The 11,894-nt window shown below is 55.5% G+C and carries 10 protein-coding genes; 8 read left to right on the top strand and 2 right to left on the bottom strand.

What is annotated here, in order from left to right; all coding sequences use genetic code 11:
• Positions 1-65 precede the first annotated feature (65 nt).
• From VGJ94_10755 to VGJ94_10720, 8 genes are all read left to right on the top strand, one after another.
• On the top strand, positions 66-344 hold the full coding sequence (locus VGJ94_10755; protein HEY3277090.1) for a 4Fe-4S dicluster domain-containing protein: 279 nt from the start codon (positions 66-68) through the stop codon (positions 342-344).
• A 696-nt stretch (positions 345-1,040) separates the two neighbouring features.
• Positions 1,041-1,907, top strand: a complete 867-nt coding sequence (locus VGJ94_10750) for an MBL fold metallo-hydrolase (protein HEY3277089.1) — start codon at positions 1,041-1,043, stop codon at positions 1,905-1,907.
• Between the two features lie 69 nt (positions 1,908-1,976).
• Positions 1,977-3,179 (top strand): Xaa-Pro peptidase family protein, encoded by a 1,203-nt coding sequence (locus VGJ94_10745; GenBank protein HEY3277088.1) that lies wholly within the window; start codon positions 1,977-1,979, stop codon positions 3,177-3,179.
• A 113-nt stretch (positions 3,180-3,292) separates the two neighbouring features.
• Positions 3,293-4,435 (top strand): SDR family NAD(P)-dependent oxidoreductase, encoded by a 1,143-nt coding sequence (locus VGJ94_10740; protein HEY3277087.1) that lies wholly within the window; start codon positions 3,293-3,295, stop codon positions 4,433-4,435.
• An 81-nt stretch (positions 4,436-4,516) separates the two neighbouring features.
• On the top strand, positions 4,517-5,773 hold the full coding sequence (locus VGJ94_10735; protein HEY3277086.1) for an aminotransferase class III-fold pyridoxal phosphate-dependent enzyme: 1,257 nt from the start codon (positions 4,517-4,519) through the stop codon (positions 5,771-5,773).
• A 315-nt stretch (positions 5,774-6,088) separates the two neighbouring features.
• Positions 6,089-6,874, top strand: a complete 786-nt coding sequence (locus VGJ94_10730; GenBank protein HEY3277085.1) for an SDR family NAD(P)-dependent oxidoreductase — start codon at positions 6,089-6,091, stop codon at positions 6,872-6,874.
• A 59-nt stretch (positions 6,875-6,933) separates the two neighbouring features.
• Entirely contained in the window at positions 6,934-8,577 is a 1,644-nt protein-coding gene (locus VGJ94_10725; protein ID HEY3277084.1) for an AMP-binding protein, read from the top strand.
• A 75-nt stretch (positions 8,578-8,652) separates the two neighbouring features.
• Positions 8,653-9,720: a TRAP transporter substrate-binding protein gene (locus VGJ94_10720; GenBank protein ID HEY3277083.1), complete on the top strand. Its 1,068-nt coding sequence runs from the start codon at positions 8,653-8,655 to the stop codon at positions 9,718-9,720.
• A 40-nt stretch (positions 9,721-9,760) separates the two neighbouring features.
• On the opposite strand, the gene VGJ94_10715 is transcribed toward VGJ94_10720, so the two are convergent.
• Together VGJ94_10715 and nhaA are read right to left on the bottom strand one after the other, a co-directional pair.
• On the bottom strand, positions 9,761-10,549 hold the full coding sequence (locus tag VGJ94_10715; GenBank protein ID HEY3277082.1) for a methyltransferase domain-containing protein: 789 nt from the start codon (positions 10,547-10,549) through the stop codon (positions 9,761-9,763).
• A gap of 124 nt (positions 10,550-10,673) precedes the next feature.
• Positions 10,674-11,855 (bottom strand): Na+/H+ antiporter NhaA, encoded by a 1,182-nt coding sequence (gene nhaA, locus VGJ94_10710; protein HEY3277081.1) that lies wholly within the window; start codon positions 11,853-11,855, stop codon positions 10,674-10,676.
• Between the last annotated feature and the right edge of the window lie 39 nt (positions 11,856-11,894).

The raw sequence follows: 11,894 nt of genomic DNA, 5'->3' as shown, positions 1-11,894 counted from the left end.
ACCCTCAAGTCCTCCGGTCTCCTAAGTCTCAAAAGATTGAAAGACCTCTACAGGATCAGACACATATGAAGATAGAAGAGAAACTCGCCCTCGATGCGTTCAAGACCGACAAAGAGAGCCACATCACCATCAACCACGAGATATGCAGGTCCCGTTGCGATCTTCGCCCCTGCCTCTTCGTCTGCCCCGCCCACCTCTATTCTTATAATGAAGAGCACGACGAGATGGTGGTGGAGTATGCGGGCTGCCTCGAATGCGGCACCTGCCTTGTGGCGTGTAAGGAGGGGGCGCTGAACTGGAGCTATCCCAGAGGGGATTACGGCATCCAATACCGCTTCGGTTAGCCCCGTCGCCTCTTCTTCCGCCCCGCTTCGTTGTCTGCGTCGTCACTCTCCTCGACGTATTATAAATACGCCATCGTCGGCTCCTCCTTGCCGCCTCACGGGACGAAAGAATAGGCGACGGGGTGTGTACTCTGGGCTGCCTTCTTCCTCAGCTCTTCGTTGGCTGCGTTGTCGCTTTCCTTGACGTACCTGAGGTACGCCTGCGTCGGCTCCTCCTTGCCGCCTCGATCTGAGAAAGAAATCAGCCCGCTATGGGCCTAACGACGTAAGATAATCTAAAAGCTAGAATATACTTTAGAGTGACTGAGGCTAATTTTGCGCCCATAAGATGGCGATCGGACTGCAAAAATGTGTTAGATTACAGGTATGAAACGACTTGGGGAGTTGCGCGGGAGGCGGTGGTTTACTTGTAAAATAGGCCTCGCGTTGTGTATAGTGCTTTTGGTTTTTGGAGGGATTTGTTTTTTTGGCGGGTGCGCTACCAGTGGGAATGAGGCGGGGGCTCGGGCTGGCTGGGTTTCGGACCATTTTGATGGGGAGCGGTTTTTTAATCCTGCCTCGGTGCAGGGGACTGCCGCTGCGGTACGGCGAGGCGGCTCCTGGTGGCTGTGGCGGTTTATTTTTGGTCGGGATGTGCCGGACTGGCCGGAGGAGGTTGACGTTTCGGTTGCGCCCCGTCCTGCCGCGCGCGTGCCTGTGGGTACCCTCCGCATCACCGTGGTCGGCCACTCCACATTTCTTATTCAAATGGACGGTTTGAATATTTTAACCGATCCGATCTGGTCGGAGCGCTGCAGTCCCGTATCCTGGGCGGGCCCGAAGCGGCGGCAGAAGCCCGGCCTTAAATTCGAGGATCTGCCTCCCCTGGACGTGGTGCTCGTCTCTCACAGCCATTACGATCATCTCGACCTGCCCACCCTGCGGCGGTTGAGCGAAAGAGGTGCGTCGAAGGCCGTGGTGCCTCTTGGTAATCTCGATCTTGTACGGAGCGCCGGTATCTCGCGCGTAGACGAGCTCGATTGGTGGCAGTCGGTTAGGCTTGGACCGGGAGTAATGATTACTATGGTCCCTGCACAGCATTTTTCTTCACGTACCCTGTGGGACCGAAACAGGACCCTCTGGGGAGGGTTTGTGATATCCGGGCCTTCCGGCAGCGTCTATTATGCCGGAGATACGGGATATGGGCCGCATTTTCAGGAGATCGGACGCCGTTTCGGACCCATACGGGCGGCGCTTCTCCCTATCGCACCCTTCAGACCGCCTCAGCCGAAGGGTGATCCGGGTCCAGCTTATATGAGCGTCCACATGGGACCTGAAGAAGCAGTCAGGGCCCATGTGGACCTGGGGGCACGGGTCAGTATTGCGGCCCATTTCAGGGTCTTCCAGCTTGGATGGGATGGGTTTGACGACGCGGTGACCTCCCTTTCCAAGTTCCGTACTGCTTCCAGGCTGAAGCCGGATGAGTTCCTTGCCATTGCTCCGGGCCAGAGCCGGGATCTGAGCGTTCCAGTGGAGATTGCCCGCACGGCAGTCCCTGCGTCCGCGGCTGCTTCGGCCCGTTAGGAGGGAAGCATGAGTTATGGCCGCGACGGTGCCCGTGCTGATACCATATGATCCGGGAGACCCAAATCCATGAATGAAAATGAACCGTGTGAAACGGTGCCTCAGGAGGAGATTCGCGGCAGAATTGACTGCCTGAAGAAGCGTATGGCGGATGAAGGGATCGACTTTGCCCTTATCTGCCAGAATGTGGATAAGTATTATTTTACGGGTACCCTGCAGAAAGGCGTCCTTGCCGTAGCGCCTGGCCGGGACCCCATTCTTCTGATAGAAAAAAGCGTTGAAAGGGCAAGGGCCGAGACGCCGTTGCCCTTCATCACGGTGGGGAGCGACAGGGAGGGCGCTGAAATCCTGAAGAAGGAAGGGATCATTAAAGGTGTCGCGGGGCTCGAGCTTGATGTTCTCCCCGTGGCGCTTTACGAGCGACTGAAGGGCCTCCTCGGCTTTACCCGCCACGCGGATGTTGCCCCTTCCGTGAAAGAACTGAGAGCAATAAAGAGCCCTTTCGAGCTGGATCAGATCGGAAAGTCCGGCTCCATCATGACCCGTGTCTTCGAAAAGGCAAAGGATGTGATCAGGGAAGGGATTACGGAGCTTGAGATCGATGCTGCCCTTACCGCCGAAGGCAGGAGGCTGGGCCATCAGGGGTTTCTCCGGATGCGGGGGATAAACCAGGAGATGATGACGATTACTGTCCAGGCCGGCTTTAGCAGCGCCATAACCACGACCTACGCCGATTCGCCCATCACGGGGATGGGTGTCACGCCCGCGGTCCCTATCGGCTCATCCTTCAAGAAGGTCGAGAAGGGGGTCCCTGTCACCATCGATTATGGGGGAGGATATCACGGCTATACCACGGACGAGACGAGGGTCTTCGTGGTGGGAGAGCTTCAAGAGCTTTTCAGAAAGCCTTATGACGCGGCTCACGAGATCCTGGAAGACCTCCTCTCCTACGGCGCCCCCGGGGTCGATTGCAGGGACCTCTACGCGAGGGCGCTCCGCATTGTGAAAAACGCAGGTCTTGAACACTATTTTATGGGCAGCGGAGAAGGGCAGGTCTCTTTTATCGGTCACGGCCTCGGTCTTGAAATTAACGAATTGCCCTTCATCACCGCACGGCACGGCACAATCCTCGAAGAAGGAATGGTCTTCGCCTTCGAGCCTAAATTCGTCCTTCCTCCTCATGGAGCAATCGGAATAGAGATCGACGTGAAGGTGGGGCCGCGACGGCTCGAAAGAATAACCGGAGACTCTTTCGAAATCGTCCGCCTCTGAAAAGAGGCAGTCCGCCTTCCCCGGAGCACGTCTTTTTTGTTTGACAGCTCTCCATATTTGAGATAACATTCTTTTATTATTATGGTATACCGTATGCAATACTAGGAGGGCGAATGGAGGCATTGATAATCGGCGGAACAGGGGGCATGGGACAGGGGGTCGCGCGGGACCTCATCAAACAGGAGCAGATCACGCGGGTAGTTTTGGGAGATATCAATATTGACCCCGAAAGGGTACAGGAGAAGCTGAAGGCAAGCAAGAAGATATCGCTCATCAAGGTTGATGTAAACGACCATGCCGGCATGGTGAAGGCGATTCGCGGCGTGGACGTGGTCGTCAATTGCGCGGGCCCTTTCTATAAGACTGCCGTGGCGGTTGCGAAGGCCGCCGTGGAGGCGAAGGTAAATTATATAGATATTTGCGATGATTACGAGGCAACCGATATCCTCTTTAAATCCGATATAGACAAGGCCGCGAAAGAGGCGGGTATCACCGTCCTTACCGGCATGGGCTCCGATCCGGGCACCAACAACGTGATCGTCAAGTGGTACGCCGACCAGCTCGACCGTGTCGACGATGTCGCCCTCTACTGGGTCGTGAGTATCGCCGAGCTTGCCGGGGCCGCCTGGGACCACAGCCTGCACATGACCCTCGGGAAGATCCCCCAGTACCTCGATGGCTCGCTCCAATATGTAGAAGGCGGGGCCGAGGTAGAGACTGCCGGTTTCCTGGAGCCTCTTGGCACCTGTGCGCTCCGCTATGTAGGACACCCTCAGCCTCTCACTATCCCTAAATATATAAAAGGCGTGAAGAATGTGGTGATCAAGGGCGCCCTCATTCCGGGATGGGTGGATGAGCTCATAAAAGAGCAGAAGGAGACGGGTTTCCTCGGCAAAGAGCCAATAGAGGTGAAGGGCGTCAAGGTAACGCCCTACGATCTCGCTCTTAAAATGTGGGAGACCATCCCCAAAGGGAGAGACAACGGCCCCTTTGCCTCGGGTCTCAAAGTGATCGTGAGGGGCGAGAGGCAGGGGATGAAAGTGACCTATACCGCCGATATCGTGGGAAGGATGGCGCCGGGCACGGGACTTCCCGCAGCGATTGCAGCCCTTATGCTCGATGCCCGTGAGATCACCGAAAAAGGCGTCGTCGCCCCCGAAGGGTGTGTAGAGCCGAAGAAGTTCCTTGCAGCCCTGATTCAGAGGGGGGCGAAAATTCATCAGACGGAAACAATCGAATCCCTCCTCATGGTGTAAGCCGGGCCGGATGGAGCCTTCACCGGGGACATATGGCAACAGACAACTGCCCGTCGTCAAAAAAATTGAAGGAGAGTCTCTATGAAAGAAGTGAAGAAGCTGAACATAACAAAAAGCGTCGAACTTTTTGAAGAGGCGAAAGGGCTCGTCCCCGGGGGCGTCCTTGGGGCACGAAAACCGAGCGACTTTATCGAAGGGGAATACCCAATATTCCTGGAATCCGGGAAAGGCGCCAGGCTCATCGACGTAGACGGCAACGAGTATATCGATTTCCTCTGCGGCTACGGCCCTATAATCCTCGGATACAGAGAAGAGGAAGTCGATGACGCGGTCATAAGCCAGATAAAGAATAAAGGCTTCTGTTTTACCCTTACTCAGCGGTATCAGAACGAGCTTGCGAAAAAACTGAGGGAGATGGTCCCCTGTTCGGAGACGAGCGTATTCCTGAAGACCGGCTCCGACGCCACGACCGCGGCGGTCCGTATCGCGCGGGCGCACACAGGCAGGACCAAGGTGATACGGTGCGGATACCACGGCTGGCACGACTGGTGCGTGGAGATGAAAGGGGGAATACCCGAAAAGCTGTACGAAGATATCTTCGAGTTCAGATACAATAATCTCCCTCAGCTCGAGGAGCTGATGAGGAAACACGGCAGCGAGACTGCGGCGGTGATCATGACGCCTTTCGGTCATCCCCTTCACCAGAAGATGGAAGAGCCCCAGGCGGGTTTCCTGGAAGGGGTCCGTGATATTACCCGGAGATACGGCTCCATCCTCATTTTTGATGAAGTCCGCACGGGGTTCCGGCTCTCTATGGGAGGAGCGCAGGAGCGCTACAAGGTGAGCCCCGACCTCGTCGTCCTCGGCAAAGGCATGGCGAATGGGTATGCCATCAGCGTGGTAACCGGAAAGGAAGAGGTCATGATGGCGGCGGCTCACAAACTCTTTATCTCCTCCACCTTTTTCCCGAACAGCGACGGCTATATTGCTGCCCTTAAAACCATCGAGATCCTTGAAAGAGATAACGTACTGGGTAATATCTGGGAAAAAGGCGGCCGGCTTCTCGCGAGAATCCAGGCTATAATAGATAAGTATGACTGCGGCGCCGAGCTGAGCGGTGTGGCACCCATGTTCTTCGTTACCTTTAAACGAGAAGAATCAGGAGACCATAAGGGGAAGAGAGACGACTTTTTCATCCAGCTTATAAGAAGGGGCATCTTCTTTACCCCTCACCACCACGGCTATATCGCCTATCGTCATACCGAAGAAGACCTCGATATTACCGTAAACGCAATGGACGAAGCCATGGCCTATGTGAAAGAAAAATACAAGAAATAGCCGATAAGAGGGGACCTGCGGGTCCCCTCTCCACCGCAGACACGAATCCCCACACAAGAAATATCAATATCCGCCGTAGTGCGAATCCACGACAGATTTACCCCATTCTTGAAGTTTCACTTGACAATATACCATCAGAATGCTAACAATGGTCTTATAGAGCAAACTAGAGTTTCATCGAGAGAACCTAATTCAGGCCGGACGGCACATTGGATCGAGGGGGTGCACGCCTGAATGAGAGGACCTGTCCCTATATACGTGCCGCAAGGCGGTTCTCTCGAAATACTCCCGTCCTGTCCTTGACGGGAGTATTTGATGAAGAAAACCGGTCTTGAAAGGCTTACATTAAATTACCCCGCGGAGGTTCCCATGTCTTTGGAAGGAAAACTGGCACTGTTTACGGGCGCTTCAATGCCCAAAGGTATCGGAAGGTATTCCGCCCTTGCACTCGCGCGAGACGGCGCTGACGTGGTAGTAACGGGCTTTCACCACATGGAGGGCGCTCGGGCGGTCGCGGAGGAGATCAAGGCGCTGGGAAGACGGTCCATGGCGGTGGAGATGGATGCAAGTAACGCCGCGGACGTGGCGAAAGGTTTTGCCGAAATAGGGGCAGGGCTGGGTCACGTGAATATCCTCGTGAATAATGCGGCCCTTATGGGCCACAATATCAGTATCGCAAAGACTACGGTCGAAGAGTGGGATTATGAGGTGAAGCTCTGCCTCAATTCCGCCTTTTACTGCATTAAGCAGGCGTGGGCCTCGATGTGCGCCGGCAAGTATGGCCGGATCGTCAATATCACCTCCGTGGCGGGTGTGATGGGCGGCGCCGGGCAGTCGAGTTACGGGGCTGCCAAGGCAGGGCTTATCGCCCTTGCAAAGTCCGCTGCCCTGGAGGGGGCGAGATTTAATATTACGGCCAACAGTGTACTCGTCGGAATATCGGCCACCGATTGCCACGATCAGCTTCCCGAGTCGGCGCGCCAGGCCATCGAAAGGAGGACGGCCTTCCGGAGGCCCGCGGCCCCCGGGGAGATCGCCGATGCCGTGGCCTACGTAGTCTCCGACCGGGCTTCCTATATGACGGGCGCGGTCATGAACTGATGGGCGGCCTCGATCTTTTCGTATTTTAGCGCGACTATCCTTTTCCAGGGGAGGTTTCCATGGCCATAGAAGGATTCGAGCATTACAGACCCCAAGACGCGGAAAGGTACACCAAATACCGGTATTGGCTGGGCCTCACATGGGGCGATATGTTCGACAAGGCAACCGACCTTTATCCCGATAAGGTAGGTCTCGTCGACGATACGTCCCGTCTCACCTATGAAGAGCTACGCCAAAAGGTGGACCGCCTGGCAATAGGCTTCATGGACCTCGGAATAGGGGAGAAGGATTTCGTGCTCGTCCAGATCCCCAACTGGCACGAATACGTGGTCACTTTCTTTGCCCTTCAAAAAATCGGGGCTATCCCCGTCCTGCTCATTGCCCGCCACGGCCTTGCGGAAATCATGCACGTCTGCGGTCTTACCCATCCCACCGCGTGGATAGGGCCTGCACGATACAGGAACATCGAATTCCTTCCCATGCTCGCGAGAGTCAGGGAGGAGTATAAAGACCTTACCCGCCTCATATCGGTGAGATCGCCGGATCATGATGAGTTTATTCCACTCGAGACCCTCATAGAGAAGGTAAACCTCTCCAAAGAGAACGTAGCGGCCCTTAAGGCAAGGCGGCCGGACCCCATGGAGGTATCGATGATACTCCTCACCGGGGGCACCACAGGTCTTCCCAAGGCAGTGCCCAGGACTCATAATGACTATATCGCAAGCGTTGAATATCATTCACGGGCGTGGGAAATGACAAGCGACGACGTGGTCCTCACCGTTGCGCCCGTGAGCCATGCACAGGCCATGCACAACGGGGTGGGGGGTGCATTTTTCAACTTCGCCAAATATGTGCTTACCGATTCCACCGAGGCCGCGGATATCTGCAAGGTGATTGAAAGAGAGAGGGTTACCGCTTTTCCCACAGTGCCCGCCCTGGTCCAGCGGATGGTGGGCCTCGAAAACCTGAAAGAGTATGACCTCAGCTCGTTAAGAAAGATTTACGCGGGCGGCGCGCCGAGCACCCCGGAGCTCGTCCAGAGCATCTACGACAGGCTGGGCTGCAAATTCGTCAATGCCTTCGGCTCCGCCGAGGGCCCGGGGGCAATGACCCGGCTCTCCATGGACCTCATGACGGTCTGCACCACGGTCGGAAAAAAGGACTGCCCCTATGCCGAGATAAGGATCCTCGACCAATACGGTGAGGAGGCGCCGCCGGGCCATGAAGGCGAACTCACCGTGAAAGGACCTAATATCTTCACCGGTTATTTTAAATCAGCGGAGGATAATAAGCTGACCTTTACTTCCGAAGGTTTCTTTAAGACCGGTGATCTGGCAAAAGTGGACGAAAAAGGGATAATTACAATCACCGGAAGGATCAAGGAGACGATCCTCCGGGGCGGAGAGACGATAAGCGCGGTGGGTATCGAGCGCCTGATCAGCTCCCATCCCGACGTGGCCGACGTGGCGGTAATCGGCATGCCCGACAAGGCGCTGGGAGAACGAATATGTGCCTATATAAGGGTAAGGGAGGGCGGCTCCTTCACTTTCGGCGAGCTCATCACCTATCTCAAGGGCTGCGGGGCTTCGGTCCTCCAGCTGCCGGAAAGGGTGGAGTTCATCGATAAGATCCCCCTTACCAATATAGGAAAGGCGGATAAAAAGGTCTTGAAGGAGGATATCAGAAGAAAGCTCGAAGGATAAAAACCGCTTCCCTAAGGATCGAGCGCCTGAAAAGGTTATCGAACCGACCACAATTGAGCGAAAAGGGGGTAGAAAATGAAAAGACAAGGACTGTGGCTTCTGGTAAGTGCACTTTTGCTTTTCCCCGGTTTTTTCAGCGCGGCCCAGGCAGCGGAACCGATCAAGCTCAAGTTCGCGAATTATTTCCCCGTCGTGCACAAAAACACGATCTTCGGTAAAGAGTTCGCAGACGAGATCAGAAAACGGACCGGAGGAAGAGTAGATATCTCCTACTACTCGGGAGGAACCCTCCTCACCGCCCCGAAGATGGCGGCAGGCGTTAACTCGGGGATCGCCGATATCGGGCTTGCCCACTGCGCCTATTCCCGCGGCCGTTTTCCCGTGATGGAACTGATGGAACTCCCCATCGGATCGCCGAGCGCCTACGTGAGCACCCATGTGGCCAACGACTTTTACGATAAGTTTAAACCCAAAGAATGGAATGATTACGTGCCTCTCATGTTCAGCACCTCTCCTCCGGCCGTGCTTCAGACCCTGACGAAACCGGTCCGGAACCTGGAGGAGCTGAAGGGATTGAAAATCAGGGGCACGGGCAGGATCGGAGACTTGGTGAAGACCCTCGGCGCCACTCCCATGCCGATCGAGATGGTGGACCTCTACGAGTCGCTCAGGCGAAAGGTGATCGACGGCAATTTCGGCCCCATGGAGCAGCTCAAGGGGTTCAAGATCGGCGAGCTTATCAGGCACGCCACCACGTGCTGGAAAATCGGCACCTCATATACTTTCTATGTAGTCATGAACAAGAACAAGTATAACGCCCTTCCGGCGGACATTAAGAAGATATTCCAGGAAACCGCCAATGATTTCAAGGATAAATGGGCGGTCCAATGGAATGAGATCGAGATAGAAGGGGTCCAGTTCCTGAAAAGCCAGGGAGGCCAGCTCGTACCTCTCACTGACGCGGAATCGGCCAGATGGGTAAGCGCTGCCCAGCCCGTCATCGCGGAATTCAAAAAGGATCTCGTTGCGAAAGGTTATGGCGACAAAGAAGTTGAAGGGTGGTTTTCGTACGTGAAGGAGCGTATCGAATATTGGAAGAGCCAGGAGAAGGCAAAGAAAGTGCCTACCCCGTACGAATACTAAAGAAGGCTCTCGCGGCCCGGAAACCCGGGCCTTATCCCTTCTATTCCTTGATCGCTTCCACTTCGAGGCGGACCATCTTCACGTGGGTCGCGCCCGTCTCGTCCACGGGATGGGTGTCGATATAGCAGTCCACTACTTCCTTGATGAACTCTTCCCGCCCCTCTTCCGGTATCCTCTCGGTAAAAGGCATCCAGGTGGTCCTCACCCAGGCGGCAAGCCCGGCGCGGTCCTTGTGGACCATCTCTTTTTCAACGAGGGCGACCCTTAGCGGTGTGAGCCGGGCGGCCCTCAGCCACTGGAAATATTCCTCAGGTCCGCGAAAAAAGTAAGGGGCTTCGAACCCGGCAAAGTAAGGGGCCCATAAAGGCCTTTTCGTGATCTCGGTTACCGATGCAATGATCCCCGCGGCGTTTCCCGTTCCCCCGGTGGTGGCGATGAGTCTTCCGCCCGTCAGGAGCGCGCCATGGACACGTTTCAGCACGGACTTTTGGTCGTCTATCCAATGGATGGCCGCACTCGAGAAGACGAGGTGGGCCTGCCGGTCAACGGCGAAGGTGCGGGCGTCGGCCTGAATAAAGGAAAGGCCGGGATAAAGCTCGGGGGGATAAGTTTCCTTTGCGTAAGATATCATTTCGGCGGAGCTGTCCATGCCGGTGACGGAGCCTGAGGGCACGTGGCTAAGAAGCTCCACGGTCACCTTGCCGTCCCCGCATCCGAGATCGAGGATATGCTCCTTTCCCGTCAGGTCGAGTTTTTCTACTATCTCTTTTGCCCAGGCTACCTGAGCGGAAGACGATTGTGCATACCGAACAGGGTCCCATTTCACCATCTGCCGTCTCCTTCTGCGGTGATTATCTCTGCCCCGAAAAGGCGGATGCCCTACTATATCACAGTGCGGACCCTTTGGCGAGTTCCCTCCTTCGCGCCGATTAACAGAGACCTCAGGGACTATTTTATCGGCCCTCCCGGACCCGTATACGTTTTGCGGAATATAGCAGAAAGAGACCGCAAAGAGAGGCGGCCACGGAGGCGGCTAAAACAGCCACTTTGGAATTTCTGACCAACACCGGATCACCGAAGGCCAGGTTGGTGATGAATATGGACATGGTGAAACCGATCCCTCCCAGCAGCCCCATGCCCACTATATGCCTCCACCCGAGGTCGCCGGGCAGCCTTCCCATACCCAATTTTACGGCGAGAAAGGCAAATAGCATAATACCGACCGGTTTTCCCAGAAGGAGCCCCAGGAAAATGCCCCACGTGTTACGGTCCATAAGCGTTTCATACCAGCCGGGAGAGAAAAGAATTGCCGTGTTGGCGAGGACGAAAAGGGGGACGATTATGAGAGGCACCGGCCTGTCGAGAAACCGCTCTACCTTGTAAGAGGGTGAGGACTGATTACCCTTGCCGTAAGGGATTGCAAAGGCGAGCAATACGCCCGTGATGGTGGGGTGAACTCCTGATTTCAGCATAAAGAACCACATAAACACTCCGGCGACCAGATAGATCGAAATGATCTTGTTGTTCAGTCTGTTCAAGGCGATGAGGAGCGCGAATATGGCCAGGGCGCATGCCAACGATAAGCATGAAAATGCCCGTACATAGAAGAAGGCGATGATGAGTATGGCGCCCAGATCGTCGATGATGGCGAGGGCGGTGAGAACCACTTTCAAAGAAACGGGGACCCTTCGACCGAGGAGGGAGAGGACGCCGAGGGAAAAGGCGATATCCGTTGCCATGGGAACTGCGAAGCCCGCCTGCGTAGGGGCGCCTGTGTTAAAAGCGAGATGTATCAGGGCAGGCACCACCATTCCCCCAATGGCTGCCATTACCGGGAGGACCGCCTTTCTGGGCTGTGCCAGCTCCCCGGCGTAAAGCTCCCTTTCGATCTCCAGTCCCACGAGGAGAAAAAAAACCGTCATTACCCCGTCGTTTATCCACTCCGCGATGCTGTGGCTCAGGGTCGTGAAGGGCAGCGTGATCTGAAGGTTGTAATCCCAGAATCCCCTGTAGTAAACGCCCAGCGGGGTATTCGTAACAAGAATGGATGCCAGGGTCGAGAAGACGAGCACGAAGCCGCCCGTTTTCTCGTTCTTTACAAAATCCTGAAAAATTTTTGTAAGCTCCGTCCCCATCCTTCTCTAACCTAAGACAGGAAGAGACGTGGTGGAATT

This window comes from Syntrophorhabdaceae bacterium (assembly GCA_036504895.1).
Classification (GTDB): domain Bacteria; phylum Desulfobacterota; class Syntrophorhabdia; order Syntrophorhabdales; family Syntrophorhabdaceae; genus PNOM01.
The sequence above is the reverse complement of the archived record's forward strand: the minus strand, read 5'-3'. Positions and strand labels throughout refer to the sequence as shown.

Excerpts from the sequence above, each read along its gene's own strand:
- VGJ94_10755 (HEY3277090.1), top strand. The coding sequence starts at position 66 with ATGAAGATAGAAGAGAAACTCGCCCTCGATGCGTTCAAGACCGACAAA.
- VGJ94_10745 (HEY3277088.1), top strand. The coding sequence starts at position 1,977 with ATGAATGAAAATGAACCGTGTGAAACGGTGCCTCAGGAGGAGATTCGC.
- VGJ94_10740 (HEY3277087.1), top strand. The coding sequence starts at position 3,293 with ATGGAGGCATTGATAATCGGCGGAACAGGGGGCATGGGACAGGGGGTC.
- VGJ94_10735 (HEY3277086.1), top strand. The coding sequence starts at position 4,517 with ATGAAAGAAGTGAAGAAGCTGAACATAACAAAAAGCGTCGAACTTTTT.
- VGJ94_10730 (HEY3277085.1), top strand. The coding sequence starts at position 6,089 with ATGAAGAAAACCGGTCTTGAAAGGCTTACATTAAATTACCCCGCGGAG.
- VGJ94_10725 (HEY3277084.1), top strand. The coding sequence starts at position 6,934 with ATGGCCATAGAAGGATTCGAGCATTACAGACCCCAAGACGCGGAAAGG.
- VGJ94_10720 (HEY3277083.1), top strand. The coding sequence starts at position 8,653 with ATGAAAAGACAAGGACTGTGGCTTCTGGTAAGTGCACTTTTGCTTTTC.
- VGJ94_10715 (HEY3277082.1), bottom strand. The coding sequence starts at position 10,549 with ATGGTGAAATGGGACCCTGTTCGGTATGCACAATCGTCTTCCGCTCAG.
- nhaA (HEY3277081.1), bottom strand. The coding sequence starts at position 11,855 with ATGGGGACGGAGCTTACAAAAATTTTTCAGGATTTTGTAAAGAACGAG.